Below are 18791 nucleotides of genomic sequence, written 5' to 3'. Positions count from 1 at the left end.
GCCATATTCATGAGCACCGCACCCATGAAAGTCGGCATCGTCGGCGCTGGAAACATCAGCGCCACCTATGTCGCAACCCTGCACATGTTCGATTTCATCCGCGTCAAATCGGTCTACGATCTTTATGAAGGGCCAGCACAAAAGCTTGCCGCCCAATTCGGCATAGAGGCAGTCTCACTCGATGCCATGCTTGCCGACCCGGAAATCGGCCTGATCATCAACCTGACGACGCCGGTCTCGCATTACATGATCAGCAAGAAGGCGCTTCTTGCCGGCAAGCATGTCTATTCGGAAAAGCCGCTTGGCATCAGCATGTCGGAAGCCGAGGAGCTGATGTCGATCGCTCGCGCCGGCGACCTGCGCCTCGGCTGTGCGCCCGACACGTTTCTCGGCGGTGGCCATCAGTTGACGCGCCGGCTGTATGATGAGGGCCGCATCGGCAAGGCGGTGTCGGCCACCGCCATGCTGCTTCTGCCCGGCCATGAGCATTGGCATCCGAACCCGGCCTTCTTCTACGGCCGCGGCGGCGGACCGATGCTCGATGTCGGTCCCTATTACGTCACCAACCTGATCGCATTGCTCGGTCCGGTACGTGAAGTTTTCGGCACCGCCAAGATCACCCGCATCGAACGCGAGGTGAAGACCGATCCGCGCCGCGGCGAAACGATCAAGGTGCTGGTGCCGACGCATCTGACCGGTGTGATGGAGTTCCACAGCGGCGCGACGATCACCATTGCCACGAGTTTCGATGTCATCAAACACAAGCACAATCAGATCGAGATTTACGGCTCCGAGGGAAGCATGGTAACACCGGACCCGAATAATTTTAGCGGCAAGGTTGAGATATTCCGCGAGGGCGGTGAAGCCTGGGAAGAGATTCACATCGACCATCCCTATACGGAAGGCGTGCCGGGCCATCTCGGGCTGCGTGGTTTGGGCGCGGCCGAAATGGTAGATTCGCTTCGCGCAGGGCGCCAGCATCGCGTATCCTCGGAACTCGCCTTCCACGCATTGGAAGTGATGACCGCTTTCGAGCGTTCGGCACAGTCGCGCAAGGTGGTTGCAATTCATAGCAGTTGCGGCCGTCCGGATCCGATCCCGCGCACAATTAGTGAGGGACGTTTCGCATAGGCTGGGTTATAGAGAATTAGGAGAATTGGCAGTCCTCTGAGACTGCATGCTTGACGAACGGGCGATGCCGAGGAAGCATTGCCCGTTCGCCGCAGGGAATGGAGGCCCGGCGGCGCGGTTCTGGAGGACGACAGCATTCGGCACCCGATGGTCTTGTGACGGCGGCGGCTGAAATACAGGCGTTCAGAAGAACGCCACAAGAGGAGGAGGAGCATATGCGTGGATTGTTAATGGCATTGGTTGGCGCCACGGCGCTGATCGCAGTGGGCGTCACCGGCGCTCAGGCTGAGGGGAAGAGAGCCGAAGTCCTGCACTGGTGGACATCCGGTGGCGAAGCCGCAGCCGTGCGGGAACTGGCCAATGCATTCAACGCCGCCGGTGGCCAATGGGTGGACACCGCGATCGCTGGGTCCGGCTCGACCGCACGTCCGATCGGCATCAACCGCATCATCGGCGGCAATCCGCCGACAGCGATGCAGTTCAACACCGGCACGCAGATGAACGACCTGGCACAGCAGGGCCTGCTGCGTCCGCTCGACGATCTCGCCAAGGAGCAGGACTGGAAATCGGCGCTGACGCCGGCCTTCTATAATGCCATCCAGTTCCAGGGGCATGTTTATGGCGCACCGATCAACGACCATGGCCAGAACTGGCTGTTCTACTCCAAGCCGGTTTTCGCCAAGGCAGGCGTGACTGAAGAGCCGAAAACCTGGGACGAAATGTTTGCTGCGCTCGACAAGATCAAGGCCGCCGGCCTGATCCCGGTCGCCGTTGGCGGTCAGCCCTGGCAACTCCAGTTGATGTTCAATGCCATCCTTCTCGGCGAAGGCGGCAAGGAACTCTATGCCAAGGTCTGGAAGGATCTCGACACCAACGCCGTCAAGTCCGACAAGTTCAAGCATGTGGCGGAAGTCTTCGCCAAGCTGCGCAACTATCAGGACCCGGGCAGCCCGAACCGTGATTGGAACGTAGCAACCGGCATGCTGATCGATGGAAAAGCCGGCATCCAGTTCATGGGCGACTGGGCCAAGGGCGAGTTCATCCATGCCAACATGGTCGCCGATAAGGATTTCGGCTGTATCCTCGGACCGGGCGAATCCAACTTCATGATGGGCGGCGACATCTTCGTCTTCCCGGTCCTGAAGGACAAGACGGCGACGGATGCACAGACGCTGCTTGCGACTGTGATCATGTCCAAGGAAGGCCAGCTCGCCTTCAACTCCAAGAAAGGCTCCGTGCCGGTCCGCCTCGACGTTGACACGTCCAAGCTCGATGCCTGCGCCCAGAAGGGCCTGATGGCGCTCAAGGATCCGAGCCGGCAGATTCTGGCGCCGGATGTGCTCACCGCTCAGGACATCGTTCAGACCGAGCAGGACCTTGTCGCCCAGTATTGGACGACGCCGAGCATGACGGCCGACCAGTTCGCCGACCAATTCGCACAGGTCATCGAACAGGCGAAGTAAGCCTCATCCGACATCCATGCGGCGGCAGGTCCTACCTGCCGCCGGTTTCCATGAATGCTGAGGAGGAGCTGAGGTCATGAGTACCCCCGAAACTGCTGCGGGAACCATCGCGGGGACCGGTGCCGGGACGACTGCCACTAGGAAGAAGAGGCATCTTTCCGCCTATGTTGCCCTGTTCCCAGCCTTTATCATCGTCTTGCTCGCCTATGTCGTGACGGTTATCTGGAACATCTGGATATCGTTCACCGACAGCAAGGTATTGCCCGTCAACATCTTTGTCGGCACTAAGCAATACGAACGACTGTTCACGACGGCGCGTTGGATATTGTCGCTGCAAAATGTCGTTCTCTTCGGCATCCTCTTCATCGCCGGCTGCCTGATCCTTGGCTTTCTCCTTGCCGTAGCGCTGGATCAAAAGGTCCGGTTCGAAAATACGTTCCGGACGATCTTCCTCTATCCCTTCGCAATGTCCTTCATCGTCACCGGGCTCGTGTGGCAGTGGATCATGAACCCGACGCTCGGCCTGCAAAAGGTCGCCGACGCGATCGGGTTCACCTGGATTCGCTTCGATTGGATCGTCCAAAGCAACCTCGCGCTCTACGTCATCGTGCTTGCCGGCATCTGGCAATCGTCCGGATTGGTGATGGCGATCATGCTGGCGGGATTGCGCGGCGTCGATCGCGAACTCTGGAAGGCAACGCGCATCGACGGCATACCGGCATGGCGCGTCTATCTTCACATCGTCATCCCGATCCTGAGACCGACCATCATCACTGCCAGCGTGCTTCTGGCGATTGCCGTGGTCAGGGTTTACGAACTGGTGCTGGCAACGACCGGCGGCGGGCCGGGGATCTCGACCGAGGTGCCGGGAAAATTCATCATGGATTACCTCTTCGGCCGCGGCAATATCGGTCTCGCGACCGGAGCTTCGACCGTCATGTTCATCACCGTGGTCATCCTGGTCACGCCATGGCTCTACTACGAATATTTCCGTGAAAAACCGAGGGGGAACTGATGACAGTGCCATCTTCCGTCGCAGTCGCCATGGAGGGGCCGGCCGGGCGTAAGCCGCAGCATTTGTCTCCGGCGCGCATCGGCCTCTACGCCTTTCTGGTCATAGCGGCTCTGTTCTTCCTGCTGCCGCTGTATGTAATGATCGTCACCTCGCTGAAATCCATGCCGGAAATTCGCCAAGGCAATATCTTCGCCTTTCCGCAGGTCTGGACAGGCGAAGCCTGGGTGCAGGCGTGGAGCACGGCCTGCACCGGCCTTGAATGCGGCGGCATCAGCGTCGGCTTCTGGAATTCGGTAAAGATCCTGATACCGAGCATGATACTGTCCATCTTCATCTCGTCTCTGACCGGCTATGCGTTGTCCTTCTGGCGGGTGAGGGGGGCCAACGTTCTCTTCGCCGTCCTGCTGCTCGGCGCCTTCATTCCCTATCAGGTCTTCATCTATCCGCTGGTGCTCATCTACCGCGGCGTCGGCATCTATTCGACGCTGCCGTGCATCATCATCACCCATACCGTCTTCGGCCTGCCGGTGCTGACGCTGCTGTTCCGAAACTATTATTCCAGCCTGCCGATGGAGTTGTTCAAGGCGGCCCGCGTCGATGGTGCGGGACTGTGGCAGATCTTCTTCCGGCTGATGATCCCCATGTCGATCCCGATCCTGGTAGTGGCGGCCATCCTGCAGGTTACCGGCATCTGGAACGACTTCCTCTTCGGCGTCGTCTTTGCCGGGCGGGAAAACTTCCCGATGACGGTTCAGCTCAACAACATCGTCAACTCCACCCAGGGCGAGAAGCTCTACAACGTCAACATGGCGGCAACCATCCTCACGGCCCTGGTTCCGTTGATCGTCTATTTCGGTTCGGGTCGCTGGTTCGTGCGCGGCATCACCGCGGGCGCAGTCAAGGGATAATCCATGGCCAATGTTTCCATTCGCGAACTAGCAATCGATTTCGGCAGCGTCAGCGTGCTGAAATCGTTGAATATTGAAATCCAGTCGGGCGAGTTCATCGTCCTTCTCGGACCGTCCGGCTGCGGCAAGTCCACCCTGCTCAACGCCATCGCCGGTCTTACCGACATCAGCGGCGGCCAGATCTGGATCGGCGACAGAAACGTAACCTGGGAGGAACCGAAGGATCGCGGCATCGGCATGGTGTTCCAGTCCTACGCGCTCTATCCGACGATGACGGTCGAGGGAAATCTGTCCTTCGGGCTGCGCATCGCCGGCATGGGCAAGGACGAGATCGCCGAGCGCGTCAATCGCGCAGTGCAGATCCTGCAGATCGATCCGTTGCGCAAGCGACGGCCGGGCGAACTTTCGGGCGGCCAACGCCAGCGTGTCGCCATCGGCCGCGCCCTGGTACGCGACGTCGATGTCTTCCTGTTCGACGAACCGCTTTCCAACCTCGACGCCAAGCTCCGCACCGAGCTGCGTGTCGAGCTGAAGCGCCTGCATGCCGGCCTCGGCTCGACAATGATCTATGTCACGCACGACCAGATCGAGGCACTGACGCTCGCCGACCGCATAGCCGTCATGAGCGGCGGCGTCATCCAGCAGTTCGCCGCGCCGAAGGAAATTTACCGCCGGCCGGTCAATCGCTTCGTTGCCGGTTTCGTCGGCTCGCCATCCATGAACTTCCTATCGGGGCAGGTGGCGAGCAATGGGGGTGCGCCCGCCTTCATCTTGACTGATGGACGCAAGATCGACCTGAATGGCTATGAGTTTTCTGGCACGCCCGGCGATGGCCGGTCGGCAACTCTCGGCGTGCGGCCGGAACAGATGCAGTTCGCCCCTGCCAATGGCCGCATGTCCAGCCTGCCGGCAACCTTCAGCATCGTCGAGCCCATGGGCTCGGACAATCTGGTCTGGGGCCAGGTCGGCAAGGAGACCATGTCGGTGCGCATCGATGCCGATGAGGAGGTTGCGTTGGAGAGCGAGCAGCCGGTCTATTTCCAGCCGGCGCTCGCGTCCCTGTTCGGTGAAGATGGTCAGCGTCTTTAAAGGATCGAGTTGCGCCGCGCGTTCACAGCGCGCGGCGCGGTCTTCATGCCCTGACTTCGAAGACCATGTTGAACGGCGTTTCAGTCGCCTTGCGGAAATGCGAATAGCCCGCATCCATGGCGACTTTGCGCAGTTTCATCTCACCGGCTTGCGCGCCCAAACCCAGACCGACTTCCTGCGATAATGAAGCCGGCGTGCAGATCATGGTCGAGGCGCCGTAGAAGACGCGGCCGACCGGATTGAGATTGTCCTTCAGGCAATCATGCGCGAAGGGCTCGACGATCATCCAGGTGCCGTCGTCAGCAAGGCTTTCCTTGACATGCTTGCCGGCGCCGACGGGATCGCCCATGTCGTGCAGGCAATCGAACATCGCCACGAGATCATAGCCGGCGGCCGGGAAATCCTTGGCTGACGCCTGCTCGAAGGTGATGCGGCCGGCGACGCCCGCCTCCTTCGCTGCGGCTCTCGCCCGCTCGATGGAGGGGAGATGGTAGTCGAAACCGAAGAAGGTCGAGTTCGGATAGGCCTGCGCCATCAGGATGGTCGAGGCGCCATGACCGCAACCAACGTCGGCCACCGCAGCGCCGGCCTGAAGCTTTTCATCGAGGCCCTCCAGTGCCGGTATCCATTCCGAGACGAGGTGGCTGTTGTAGCCAGGCCGGAAAAACCGCTCCGTGCCGCGGAACAGGCAGGCGCTGTGTTCATGCCATCCGAGACCGCTGCCGGTCTTGAAGGCATTGGCGATCTTCGGCTCGTCCATCCACATGGATTGAACGACATCGAAGGCGCCGGTAAAGAAGGCGGGGCTGTTTTCCTCAGCAAACACCATCGCCTGTTCGGGAGTCAGGTAGAAGCGTTCGGTCTTGTCGTCGTAGCTGACATAATCGGCTGCGGCTTGGGCCGACAGCCATTCGCGCACATAGCGCTCCTTCACGCCCACCTTGTCGGCCAGTTCCGTCGACGTCATCGGCGTACCATCCGCCATGGCTTTGAACAGGCCTAAATGGTCTCCGAGTGTCACCAACACTCCCGAGACCGCCGCGCCGACGTCGCCGACTAGGCGTCCGACCAGGGCGTCAAGTTTTTGCATATCAGGTTCGCGCATGACATCCTCCTCCCATCAGAACTGCTGCAGCGTTCCGTCCGGATATATTCGGAAGCCGGAAGATACTCCCGGCTAGGAGGGGAGGCAATGATACGACCGGGCTAAGCATCTTTGCGCTGCTGCCCTAGAGAAAGCGTAACCTATTGGGATTATGATATATTTTTCGAAATCTACGTCGTGCCTCAGCCGGCGCGGGCCAGCTCTTTTTCCAGAGCCGAGAGCAAGCGCGGATCGTCTGCCGTAACATCAGGTGCGAAGCGGGCAGCGACCTTGCCATCCCGGCCGATCACGAATTTCTCAAAGTTCCAGACGATCCCGCCATTCTGCCCGGTTTCGAGGCCGTGTTTCGCCAGGCGTTCCCGCATCGGCCCATCACCGGTCGTTTCGACGCCGGAGGCGATCAGGCTGTTGTAGAGCGGATGCCGCTCTTCGCCCGTCACTGCGATCTTGGAAAACATCGGAAACTGCACGTCATAGGTAAGGGTGCAGAAGCTCAAGATTTCGTCATTCGTGCCCGGTTCCTGGCCCTTGAAATCATTGGCAGGAAAGCCGGCAATGACGAGACCGTCATCGCGCTTGTCCTCGTAGAGCTTTTCCAGCCCTTCATATTGCACCGTCAGCCCGCATTTGGAGGCGACGTTGACGACCATGATGACCTTGCCGCGATAATCGGCAAGTGTCGTCTCGCTGCCATCGATCCGCTTCACCGGGATATCGAGCACGGTATCAGTCATCACAATCACTCCAAATCATTTTGAAAACAGGCTGCCGATATCAGCGCGCGAACCGGCTGAAGTCAACGGCACGATTGCGTTATGCGGCCAGATCCAGCCGCGTCAGATTACCTCCCGACCGCATAGGCCTGCATTAAACGCGGCGTGGCGGCCGCACGCAGCAGGCCGCTGGCATCGCGCCGTGCGGCGGTCAGCCGGCCGACCGTCCATTCCGGCGCGACCGTCAGCTTGTGGCCCTTCTTGCGCAATGCATCGAGCACCTCGGCGCTGAAATTGGCCTCCGCCGTAATGCTGCCGGGCTCGCGTGTGCGGGGATAGAAGGAGCTCGGGAAATGCGCGCTGTGGAACAGCGGCTGATCGATTGCCTCCTGCAGGTTCATGCCGTGATGGGCGTAGCGCAGGAAGAAGGAGAGTTGCCATTGTTCCTGCTGGTCGCCGCCCGGCGTGCCGAAGGCAAGCGTCGGACGACCCTCGTAGAGGCCGAGCGATGGCGTCAGCGTGGTGCGCGGCCGCTTGCCGGGCGCGAGCGACGAAGGCAGGCCGGGCTTCAGCCAAAACATTTGCGCGCGTGAATTGAGGCAGAAGCCGAGACCGGGGATGACCGGCGAAGATTGCAGCCAACCGCCCGAGGGCGTCACCGAGACCATATTGCCTTCGCGGTCGATGACGTCGATATGCACGGTATCGCCGCGTTTTTCCCTCAGATGAGACATGGTCGGCTCGTAGACCACGCCAGCCTTGGCTTCCGGTGTTTCCAGCATGTCCATGGTGAGGTCATACTGGCTTTCGAAGCCGGGTAGCCTGCCGGGACGCAGGTCATAGGACGCTTGCGAGGTGATCAGCTTGCGGCGCTCTTCGGCATAGGCATCCGACAACAGGATATCGAGCGGCACCTTGGAGAAGTTCGGATCGCCGTAATAGACCTCGCGGTCGGCAAAGGCGAGCTTCATCGCTTCCGTGATCGTGTGGACGAAATCTGCGCCGGCCGGATCCATGGCTGCGATATCGAAACCCTTCAGCAGCGACAGCGTCTGCAGGAAAGCTGGCCCCTGGCCCCAAGGGCCGATCTTGGCGATCGTCCAGCCGTGATAGTCATAAGTCAGCGGCTCTTCGATCGTTGGCGACCAGTTGGCCATGTCATCGGCCGTCAGTACGCCCTTGTGGCGTTGGCCGCTCGCATCCATGACTTCCGCCTTGCGGAGGTAAGCGTCGATCGCCTCGGCGACAAAGCCGCGATAGTAAGCGTCGCGCGCCGCTTCGATTTGCGCCTCGCGGCCGCTTTTGCTTTCCGCCTCCGCGACCACGCGCTTCCAGGTTTCGGCAAGCACCGGGTTCTTGAAGTTCGACCAGGGTTCGGGAGCGAAGCCGCCTGGCAGCCAGGTTTCATAGGAGGTCGGCCACTCCTTGCGATAGAAATCGGCAAGGCCGGCTATGGTCTCGCAGACGCGCGGCAGCACGGGATGGCCATTTTCGGCATAGTGGATGGCTGGCTCGAGGACGTCGCGGACGGTGAGCTTGCCATAGTCGCGCAGCATCAGCATCCAGCCGCCGAAGGAGCCGGGGATAACGGTTGCAAGCAGGCCGTCGCCGGGGATCAGAGACAGGCCCTCGCTCCCATAATGTTCGAGCGTGGCGCCGGCGGGAGCCGTCCCCTGGGCACAGATGACTTCGACCTTGTCCTTCTTCTTGGAATAGATCACCGCCGGCATATCGCCACCGGGACCGCAGAGATGCGGCTCGACGATCTGCAGGACAAAGCCGGTCGCAACAGCCGCATCGAACGCGTTGCCGCCCTTTTCGAGGATGCTCATGCCGACCGCCGAGGCGATCCAATGCGTGGAGGTGACGACACCGAAGGTGCCGAGAATTTCCGGACGTGTCGTAAATGCGGTCATTGCAGCAATCCTTTCAGATGATTCATGCTTCGCGCGGTCATTTCAAATCCTCGGCAAACTCGTCGGCCGACTCCTTCTGCGGATGCTGCGCGTCGAGCGAGGTGACGCGGATCAGGCTTTCCTGCAGCATCAGCAGATGCTCGCGCATGGCTTCGGCAGCTTTCATCGGATCGCGAGCAGCGATCGCATCGATGATTGCCATATGCTGTGTGTAGGTTACCGGACGCGTTCTGTTGGCGCTGCGGGCCAATTCGCGAATGGTTTGCCATGCCTCATCCTGACGGACATGGTTGATGACATCGAAGATCGACAGAAAGAATTGATTGCCGGCGCTTTGCGCGATCAGGCGATGCAGCGCGCCGTCCCAAAGTTCGCGGCTATCGGCATCGCCGCTGGCGAAGATCTTTTTCGTCAGCTCGTACATGCGCTCGATATCGTCGGGTTTGGCGCGCATCGCGGCGAGCTGGGCGAGCTGCGGCTCGATGCGCAGGCGCACTTCCATCACTTCCATGAGATTGGTGCCGGCGACCAGCGAGCCGACATGCTGGCTCCAATTATCCGGGCGCTGGCCGGCATAGGTCCCCGACCCCTGGCGCCGCCAGATGCGGCCTTCGGCCTCCAGCACTTCCAGCGCCCGCCGGATGGCGCGGCGGCTGACGCCGAACATATCCGAAAGAGCCCGCTCTGTCGGCAGCTTGCCTTCCGATTCCAGTTTGTCCGATTCCAACAGGCCCCGGAGCTTTTCCAGGGCATAGGTGGAATTTTCGGGAAGATTGCCCGCTGTCATGATGTTTATGTGTCGTACCAATTTTAAATTGGTTCAATACAAAGTCAGCGCACGCCCGGCGTCAAGCTCTTTCGCAACATATTACGATGCATAATAATTTTGTAGTGCCGTACCTTCGCGGCAATCAGCGGCGGCTTGCTGAACGGGCAGAAATCGCCACCTCGGGCGTGAAGGTAAAATCCTTGTCGAAGGGGTAGGTGGGCTTCTGCTTGCGCAGCCGCGGCAGCCGCTCGACGAACTGGTCGACGACCCCGGGTGAGAGCGCCATCAGGTTTGGATTGGCGATCGGAGCCAGTTCCGGCGAGAGATAGCCGGACTTCACGACAATGATCTTGGCTCGATGCGGATCGAGCCCGAGACGTGTGAAGTCGGCAGTGTTGTGATACGGGCGGCGTTTAGCCGACAGTACCAGATCGATGCCGCCCGCCGAGACGACCGCCTGGCGGTCGATGGCCTCGTCGGTATTCAGCAGAAACTTGACGGTGAACGCGGCGGTCACCGGTTTGCTGCCCTTGGTGTCTAGCGATGCGCCGACAGTGAGATCGAGTCTAGCGCCGACGCCGGCGGCGTAGCAGGCTTCGGTTGCCGCTCTGTCGGCGATCCCCGCGAAAACGACGTCGGTCGCGCCCTTGGAGATCAGTTCCGCCAGGACATCGGCGCGGTCGCCGACACCGCCGCCGGTCGGGTTATCGCCGGATTCGGCAAGCACAACAGGCGCGGTCGGGCTGCCGATTGCCTTTGCGACACATTCCTCGATCGAGCCGGTCTCGCAACCAAAGACGAAATCCTTGCGGACATCCCAATAGGCCTGCGCCAGCCGTTTGGCTTCGCGTTCGAGAACGGAGCGGTCCGTGCCGGTCATGATGGCGGCCGCAGTAGCACGGGGCTCGTCGGCCCAGACATAGCCGACCATCAGCGAGGCATCCCAGACACCGTCGATGGCATCGATACCGGGCAGCAGGTCGTAGAGACTCTTTGCGGGCTCATCGACCGTACTGGTGCGCTCTCCGGGCAGCACGACCGGGATCGGCGCCCAAAGCAGGACGGGCTTCACACCGGTCTTCAGGCTTTTAACGAGCATCGTCACCGCACGACGCATGGTTTCCTCGACATCGATATGCGGCGCGGTGCGATAGGTGGAATACATGTCCAGTGCATCGATGATACGCTGGGTGACATTGCCATGCAGATCGTAGCTCGCCGAAAGCATGCAGTCGTCGCCGACGAGCTCGCGGGCAGCGCTGATCCAATCGCCCTCCGCATCCTCCATGCCCTCGACATACATTGCCCCATGCATGGCGAGGTAGAGACCGTCGAGCGGCAAGAGCGGCTTCAGCCGCTCCAGGAATTCCGCCTTGAAGGCTTCATAGGCGTGGCGCGCAACAGGCCCGCCGGCGATGGCCCTAGCGTGGATCGTCGGCAGGAACTCGGCGTCATAGTCTTTGAGAAATGCGAAATAAGGTGCGGCCGTCAGTTCCTCGCCGCGCACGACGCGGAAATCCTTTTCTTCGTTCAGAACCGGATTGTACGTGCTGCATTCGATATGAATGCCACCGACGGCAATACGCATGGAAAACCTCAATTCGGGTTGGGACCAATCAGGAAATTATGGGCGGCGATGCTGGCTGCACCTCGCGCCCAGATGTCGCCGTTGACGCGTTGGGTGCGGATCGGCGTCTGCCCGGCATAGCGCGGCAACACATTGGCTTCGATCGCCTGCTGCACGAGGGTGCCGAACAATCCGTCGAAGTTGCCTTCGACATGGGTGATCAGGATCATGCCGGGATCGTTGAACTGTATGAGATGAGCAATCGCCAGGCCAAGGGCGCCGCCGGCCCGGTGCAGGATGCGGATGGCGACGGCATTGCCGGCCGATGCCTCTTCCTCCAGCTCGGTCAGCGAGGTGCAGGAAAGGCCCTCCGTCTTCGACATCTCCTTGATCGCCTTTATAGAAGCAATTGTGTCGAGGCAGCCGCGCTTGCCGCAGCGGCAGGGCGAGCCGTTGGGCTCGATGGTGCAATGGGCGATCTCACCGGCGCCGCCGTGATTGCCACGATAGAGCTTGCCTCGGATGAAATGGGCACATCCGACGCCGTCTCCCAACGAGACGACGCTAAAATTCCGGATGTCGCGGGCAGTGCCGAAAAGCTTTTCGCTGACGGCTATGGCCTTGGCGTCGTTTTCAATGAAGGTCTCGATGCCGGTCTTCTGTCGGATGATCTTAGCAAGCGGCACGTCCTGCCAGCCAAGCAGGGTAGATTGCACGCAATTGGCTTGCTTCTCGTCAACAAACCCGGAGAGCGCCACGCCAAGCCCCGATAGTTTGGCTGCCACATCAGGCCGCCCGGCGAGCAGTTTCGGAAGCGCATCGGCGATCAGCCTCGCTATGACCTCCGGATCGCGCGACAAGGGCATATTCTCGCGGGCAATAATCTTACCGTTGAGATCGCTGAGGACCATCGGCGCCGGATCCTCAAGCAGTGAAATGCCGACGAAGAACGCGCCTTGAGGATGCAGATCAAGCAATATCGACGGCCGGCCCTGGCCATAGACCGTTTCGGTTTCATGCAGGACGCTAAGCGTGATCAGATCGCGGGCAATCCCGCTCATCGCTGCCTTGCTGAGCCCCATCGATGCGGCAAGAACCGTCCGGCTGAGCGGGCCGGATTCGCTGATGACACGCAGGAGCTGTCGCTGCGAAGAGGTGAGCAATTCGATGTTCCGCCTGGGTATTTGCCGATTATTTTGGCTTGAAAATAAGTTTAGCAAGTGAACAAATTAATCGCAATAAATCACAAAAATGGCTTAAGTCCATTGCTCGGATTTTGCGGGACATGCTTGACCCGCGAGCTTCCGGCAGTCAGCGATGCCGGCCGACCTCGTGGATCAAATCGACGAGCGCCCGCAGCCCGGCCGGCAGGAGCCGGCGGCTGGGATAATAGAGGCAGAGGCCGGGCAGAGCAGGCGTCCAGTCTTCCAGTATGCGCACCAATCGTCCCGCAGCGATATCGGCAGCGGTGGACCATTCCGAAAGATATGCCAGGCCTGCACCCTCGCGGGCCGCTTCCAGGATCAATGTCGGCTCGTCGAGAGTGAGGGAACCGGGAACATCGAGGGTCAGCACTTCGCCTTGTTTTTCGAATTCCCAGCGATAGAGCGCGCCGCTCGGTAACCGTGCGCGGACGCAGCGATGCTGCATCAGATCCTGTGGCTTGCCGGGCTTTGGGTGCGCTTCGAAATAGGTGGGAGATCCGACCACGGCATAGCGCAGTGGTGGGCCGAAGGGCACGGCGATCATGTCCTTCGGAACGGTATCCACGGTACGGATGCCGGCATCGAAACCGTCGACGACGATATCGATCATCCGTCCCTCGGTCACCAGATCGAGCCGCATATCCGGATAGCGCTTGAGATATTCAAGAACGATCGGCGTCAGGATCTGGCGTGCTGCGCCGACCGAGCTGTTGATGCGCAGGATGCCGGCCGGCGTGTCACGATGGCTGTTTACCGCTTCCATGGCGCCGTTGATGTCCGACAGCGCCGGTGCGACCGTGGCGACAAACTGCTCGCCGGCGGCCGAAAGCGAAACGCTGCGCGTCGTCCGGTTGAACAGGCGCACACCAAGCCGGGTTTCCAATCCGGCGACGGCATGGCTTAGCGCCGTCGGTGACATGCCGAGCTCCACCGCTGCGGCTCGGAAACTGCCGCGCCGGGCGACCGCGATGATGGCTTCGAGTTCGATCAATCCGGACTTATGCATTATCCCGATTTCCGCACCATTTCATGGCGCTTTGTCCCGCTTATTGATGCAAACCTATCGGCTTATATCGGAAATGACCACAAAAACCGCATCGCCGAGAAGGAGATCATCATGAGGATCATCGACAAGATTTACATCGACGGCAGTTTCGTTGCGCCGCACGGGGAGGAGCTTTTCGATCTCTTCAATCCGGCAAAGGGCGAAGTCATCGGCAAGGTCCGGCTCGGCGACGTCGAGGATGCGCGCCGCGCCATCGCTGCCGCCAAGCGGGCCTTTCCGTCGTTTTCACAGACAAGCAAGGAAGAGCGCATCGCCTTGCTGACCCGGCTGCACGATTCCGTTCTCGCAAAGGCTGAAGCTCTGACGGAGGCGACGATCGAGGAATATGGCGCCCCGGTTTCCCGCGCTGCCTGGGCAACGCGTTATGCGGCAGATTGTTTTCTCAATGCCGCGAAAACGCTCGAGCACTATGAATTCACGCGGCGGATCGGATCGGCAGAGGTAGTCATGGAGCCGCTCGGCGTTGTCGGCCTCATCACGCCCTGGAACAACGATTACGGCTTCATCTGCAACAAGCTCGCGACCGCGATTGCCGCCGGCTGCACCGCCGTCATCAAGCCGAGTGAAATGAGCGCCTTGCAGACGCAAATCCTGACGGAGTGCCTGCACGATGCCGGCTTGCCGGCCGGCGTGTTCAACATCGTCAACGGCCGCGGCGATGTGGTCGGCGCCGAATTGAGCAGCCATCCCGACATCGCCAAGATTTCCTTCACCGGCTCAACCGCCGTCGGCAAGGCGATCCTGCGTGCAGGGGCTGAAACCATGAAGCGGGTGACGCTGGAGCTTGGGGGCAAGTCGCCGACGCTGGTTCTCGATGACGCTGATTTTGCCGAGGCCATCCCGCATGTCATTGCCGCCGGTTTTGCCAATAGCGGCCAGGCCTGTATTGCCGGCACGCGTGTGCTTGTGCCGGAATCGCGCGCAGCGGAATTCAATGCAATGCTCAAGGCTGCGGTCGAGAACATCAAGGTCGGCGATCCCCGTGATCCCGCAACCGCAATCGGCCCGATGATGAGCCAAAAGCAATATGAGCGCGTGCAGCGCTACATCCAGTTGGGAATTCAGGACGGTGCGACGGTCCTTGTCGGCGGCGAGGGGCGGCCGGACGATCTGGAAAGCGGCTATTTCGTCAAGCCGACCGTTTTCACCGACGTCACCAACGACATGACGATCGCCCGCGAGGAAATCTTCGGGCCGGCCCTCTGCGTTCTCACCTACAGGAGCGAAGAGGAAGCGATCTCCATTGCCAACGATACCGTCTACGGGCTGCAGGCCTATGTGATTTCGTCCGACCCAGGGCGCGCCCGCGCGGTCGCCTCGCGCATCGTGGCCGGGCGAGTGATGATCAATGGATTTCACAATGAGCCCATGGCACCCTTCGGCGGCTTCAAGCAATCCGGCATCGGCCGCGAATACGGCGTCTTTGGCTTGGAGGCCTATCTGGAACCGAAGAGCGTGATTGCTGCCACCTAAGGGCAGCGCGTTTCCTGCCATGCCACGAAATAGCGACTTGTCAGCCAGGTTAGCAACGCGCAAGCTGCTGATATCCCGTTTCATCGCAAGGCCCGGATCTATGACCGCACCTCTCGACGACGAAGTCTTTTTGCGCCGATCCTTCGAGGTCGCGTCGCGGGCGCGAGCTAACGGCAATCATCCTTTCGGCGCCATTCTCGTCGGCCCCGACGGAACGGTGCTGATGGAGCAGGAAAACGCTTTCAATCCGACGCAGGACATGACTGGCCATGCCGAGCGCGTACTGATGACACGGGCTTCGCAGCAATATTCGCCGGGTTTCCTCGTGCAATGCACGATGTATACCTCCGCGGAACCCTGTGCCATGTGCGCCGGCGCCGCCTATTGGGCTGGCGTCGGTCGTGTCGTCTATGGTCTCAGTGAAAGCCGGTTGAAGGCGATTATCGGCAATCATCCCGAAAATCCGACGCTTGATTTGCCCTGTCGCGTGGTCTTCGAAGCGGGCCAGCGTAAAGTCGAGGTTGTCGGGCCGATGCTTTGCGAAGAGGCGACGGCATTGCATGATGGCGTATGGTGACACGCGAATTGCGGCGTCACGGCCGCAAAGATGAGCCAATCGGCGAGCAAGGCATGCCCTTAGTCAAACGATTGACACATGCTGGTATAAGTATGCAAAGCTTACTATAATGTTTCAGCAGGCCGACGCCCCTGCAGTTGTTTAATCCTTCGACGTCGATTCCAAAATTTATCGTTCGCCCATGGCCGTCTTTGACGGTTCGCGTGCGTTTGCTGCCGGGCGGAACAGTCAGAAAGGAATGTCATGTCCAGTACGGCCGATCGTTCAAGACGTCCGCTGGTCATTGTCTCGATCATGCTCGCGACTTTCATGGTCGCGGTCGAGGCGACGATCGTTGCCACCGCCATGCCCCGCATCGTCGGTCAGCTCGGTGGCTTTACCTATTATAGCTGGGTTTTCTCCGCCTTCCTCCTGGCACAGTCCACGACGACGGTGATCTATGGCAAGCTGTCGGATATTTTTGGCCGCAAGCCGATCCTGATCGGCGGTATCCTCATTTTCCTCGTCGGTTCGGCGCTCGCCGGCTTGGCCTGGTCGATGGCTTCGCTGATTGCCTTCCGACTGCTGCAGGGCCTTGGTGCCGGTGCCATCCAGCCGGTGACGATGACCGTGGTCGGCGATCTCTATAAGCTGGAGGAGCGCGCCAAGGTGCAGGGCGTGCTCGCCAGTGTCTGGGCGGTGTCGGCCGTCATCGGCCCGCTTGCCGGCGGCATCATCGTCGATAATTTCTCGTGGGCCTGGATTTTCTGGATCAACCTGCCGGTCGGTGTGCTGACCATCATCGGCTTCACCCTTTTCCTGCATGAGCAGATCACGCCGCGCGAGGCGAAGATCGACTATCTCGGCACGATCCTGTTTTCGATATCGATCATCTCATTGCTGGTGATCCTCACCGAGACCGACTCCGGATTCGGCATTCTAGGCACGCTCGCGCTCGTCTTCGTCGTCACCGGCGTGCTGTTCCTCCTGCAAGAGCGGCGCACGCCGGAGCCGATCATCTCGATCGAGCTCTGGGGCCGGCGGCTAGTGGCGACCAGCAATGCGGCGACGCTTCTGGCCGGCATGGCGCTGATCGGGCTGACGACTATTCTGCCGATCTACGTACAGGGTGTGCTCGGCCGTTCGCCGCTGGTGGCAGGCTTCACGCTGACGATGCTGATTGTCGGCTGGCCGCTGGCGGTGATGCTATCGAGCCGCTTCTTCCGCGCGTTCGGCATTCGCAGGACGCTGCGCGTCGGCAGCTTTATGTTCCCCTTCGGCGCGGCCTTCCTCCTGTTCCTGACGCCGGAGAGCAGCCCGGTTCTGGCCGGTATCGGCTCCTTCCTGATGGGTTTCGGCATGGGTCTCATCAGCCTCACCAGTATCGTGCTCGTGCAGGAGAGTGTGGAATGGTCGATGCGCGGTAGCGCCACGGCGTCGATCATCTTTTCACGCAGCCTTGGCAATACGCTCGGCGCGACCGCCTTGGGCGCCGTGCTCAATATCGGCATCGTCCACTTCGGCAGCGGCGATCTGGCCGCCAAGCTGCATGGCGTCCTGAACCAGCCGACCGGCCTTTCTGATCTCGCCAGTGATCCGGCAATCCGCGGCGTCTTCGATGCGGCCCTGCATTGGAGCTTCTGGGGCGTTGTCGTCGTCGCGATCCTGACCTTCGCGACCACCTGGCTCATCCCGGTGGCGCATGATGCCGGCCGCCGGCAAGTACCGAAGACGGATGCGCAGGAAGCAATGACGCACTGAGCTCATCATATTTGAAATATTGCGCAAAGCCCGGCGGAATGCGATGCACTCCGTCGGGTTTATATCGTTATTACAATCTCTTGCGTGATGATCTTCCGGCGCCGTGGAAACAATCAACGGCCGTCTTTGCCGCCTCAGAAATCGTAGCGATCGATGCGCCAGGCGTCGAGCAGGCGATGTGAGGCCTTGAGCGCCGCATCGGGATCGCGGGCAATGATCGCGTCCAGGACGTCTTTGTGATAGGGCAGGGAACGTTTCTGGCCTTCCGCCACTTCGTCATGGCTCGAAAGCGCTCGGTTGGCGTAGATCGCAACGGCGATCAAATCGATGAGCTGCGCGTAGATCATGTTGCGGGTCGCGGCAAAGATCGCGGTGTGGAAGCGCAGGTCGGCATCGGCATTGGTGTTGACGTCGCCAATGGTGGAAACCATGTCGTCATAGGCAGAGGCGATGGCGGCGAGATCGTCGGCGGTGCCGCGCGCAGCGGCTCGCGCGGTGGCTTCCGGCTCCAGCACCCGCCGGAGATCCTTGATCGAGCGCATGATCTCCACCGAAGGGCCGGTCTCGTAGTACCAGACCATGACGTCGGTATCGAGATGATGCCAGTTGGAGCGATCCTTGACGCGCGTGCCGACACGGGTCTTGATCTCCACCAGCCCCTTGCCGGCAAGGCATTTCATCGCTTCGCGGATCACGGTGCGGCTGATGCCGAACTGCTCCACGAGTTCCGGTTCGTTCGGAAGCGTCGAGCCGACGGGATAGTCGCCGCCGACGATGCGGCGGCCGAGTTCATGCACGAAATAGCCGAAGACGCCCCGCCGCGGGATCGTGCCGTACTTGCGCACATAGGCATCGAATGGCGACTGCGACACGATCAGTTTCGTTTCCGGGCTCACCCGAGAGGCAGTCGTTGCGCCAATGCCGTATTTCATTATCCGGGACTCTCATTCCTGTTGAAGAGCCGATACGAGAAAATCTTCAGCTTATGACGGCCCCTTTTGGGGCTTCGTGCTGATATTTTCGGTTTGCTCGCAGCGGTTCCATAGTTGCTCGA

General features: G+C 60.4%; 16 protein-coding genes. 8 read left to right on the top strand and 8 right to left on the bottom strand.

The window, feature by feature from the left end:
- Positions 1–9: 9 nt before the first annotated feature.
- The 5 genes from N2601_RS23605 to N2601_RS23585 all read left to right on the top strand — a co-directional run bounded on the left by N2601_RS23605 (position 10) and on the right by N2601_RS23585 (position 5606).
- Positions 10–1131, top strand: a complete 1122-nt coding sequence (locus tag N2601_RS23605; protein WP_260305080.1) for a Gfo/Idh/MocA family protein — start codon at positions 10–12, stop codon at positions 1129–1131.
- A 215-nt stretch (positions 1132–1346) separates the two neighbouring features.
- Positions 1347–2594, top strand: a complete 1248-nt coding sequence (locus tag N2601_RS23600; RefSeq protein ID WP_260305079.1) for an ABC transporter substrate-binding protein — start codon at positions 1347–1349, stop codon at positions 2592–2594.
- A gap of 76 nt (positions 2595–2670) precedes the next feature.
- Entirely contained in the window at positions 2671–3609 is a 939-nt protein-coding gene (locus N2601_RS23595; RefSeq protein WP_260305078.1) for a carbohydrate ABC transporter permease, read from the top strand.
- Between the two features lie 29 nt (positions 3610–3638).
- Complete coding sequence (locus tag N2601_RS23590; protein WP_260305233.1) at positions 3639–4517, top strand: carbohydrate ABC transporter permease; 879 nt, start codon at positions 3639–3641, stop codon at positions 4515–4517.
- A 3-nt stretch (positions 4518–4520) separates the two neighbouring features.
- Entirely contained in the window at positions 4521–5606 is a 1086-nt protein-coding gene (locus tag N2601_RS23585) for an ABC transporter ATP-binding protein (RefSeq protein WP_260305077.1), read from the top strand.
- Between the two features lie 43 nt (positions 5607–5649).
- On the opposite strand, the gene N2601_RS23580 is transcribed toward N2601_RS23585, so the two are convergent.
- The 7 genes from N2601_RS23580 to N2601_RS23550 form a co-directional block, all read right to left on the bottom strand.
- Complete coding sequence (locus N2601_RS23580) at positions 5650–6711, bottom strand: class I SAM-dependent methyltransferase (protein WP_104826751.1); 1062 nt, start codon at positions 6709–6711, stop codon at positions 5650–5652.
- Positions 6712–6893: 182 nt separating this feature from the next.
- Entirely contained in the window at positions 6894–7445 is a 552-nt protein-coding gene (locus N2601_RS23575; RefSeq protein WP_260305076.1) for a glutathione peroxidase, read from the bottom strand.
- A 107-nt stretch (positions 7446–7552) separates the two neighbouring features.
- Positions 7553–9340 carry a gamma-glutamyltransferase family protein gene (locus tag N2601_RS23570; protein WP_260305075.1) on the bottom strand — a complete coding sequence of 596 codons (1788 nt, stop codon included), beginning with the start codon at positions 9338–9340 and terminating at the stop codon, positions 7553–7555.
- A gap of 37 nt (positions 9341–9377) precedes the next feature.
- Positions 9378–10127, bottom strand: a complete 750-nt coding sequence (locus tag N2601_RS23565) for a FadR/GntR family transcriptional regulator (RefSeq protein ID WP_260305074.1) — start codon at positions 10125–10127, stop codon at positions 9378–9380.
- 124 nt (positions 10128–10251) lie between these two features.
- Complete coding sequence (locus N2601_RS23560) at positions 10252–11697, bottom strand: M81 family metallopeptidase (RefSeq protein WP_260305072.1); 1446 nt, start codon at positions 11695–11697, stop codon at positions 10252–10254.
- A gap of 8 nt (positions 11698–11705) precedes the next feature.
- Positions 11706–12839, bottom strand: coding sequence for an ROK family transcriptional regulator (locus N2601_RS23555; protein WP_260305071.1), 1134 nt, complete (start codon positions 12837–12839; stop codon positions 11706–11708).
- A gap of 148 nt (positions 12840–12987) precedes the next feature.
- The gene (locus N2601_RS23550) at positions 12988–13887 is read right to left on the bottom strand and encodes a LysR family transcriptional regulator (protein ID WP_260305070.1); all 900 of its coding nucleotides are present in this window, start codon (positions 13885–13887) and stop codon (positions 12988–12990) included.
- Between the two features lie 111 nt (positions 13888–13998).
- Between N2601_RS23550 and N2601_RS23545 the strand changes: the two genes are divergently transcribed.
- The 3 genes from N2601_RS23545 to N2601_RS23535 all read left to right on the top strand — a co-directional run bounded on the left by N2601_RS23545 (position 13999) and on the right by N2601_RS23535 (position 17737).
- A complete protein-coding gene (locus tag N2601_RS23545; RefSeq protein ID WP_260305069.1) occupies positions 13999–15420 on the top strand; it encodes an aldehyde dehydrogenase family protein in 1422 nt (473 codons plus the stop codon).
- A 100-nt stretch (positions 15421–15520) separates the two neighbouring features.
- Complete coding sequence (locus N2601_RS23540; protein WP_104826744.1) at positions 15521–15997, top strand: nucleoside deaminase; 477 nt, start codon at positions 15521–15523, stop codon at positions 15995–15997.
- Positions 15998–16240: 243 nt separating this feature from the next.
- Positions 16241–17737 (top strand): MDR family MFS transporter, encoded by a 1497-nt coding sequence (locus tag N2601_RS23535; RefSeq protein WP_260305068.1) that lies wholly within the window; start codon positions 16241–16243, stop codon positions 17735–17737.
- A gap of 134 nt (positions 17738–17871) precedes the next feature.
- Here the strand turns inward: N2601_RS23535 and N2601_RS23530 are convergent, their stop codons facing one another.
- A complete protein-coding gene (locus N2601_RS23530; RefSeq protein WP_260305067.1) occupies positions 17872–18669 on the bottom strand; it encodes a FadR/GntR family transcriptional regulator in 798 nt (265 codons plus the stop codon).
- Positions 18670–18791 lie beyond the last annotated feature (122 nt).

The sequence above is a fragment of the Rhizobium sp. CB3060 genome, from assembly GCF_025200735.1.
Taxonomy (GTDB): domain Bacteria; phylum Pseudomonadota; class Alphaproteobacteria; order Rhizobiales; family Rhizobiaceae; genus Rhizobium.
The sequence above is the reverse complement of the archived record's forward strand: the minus strand, read 5'-3'. Positions and strand labels throughout refer to the sequence as shown.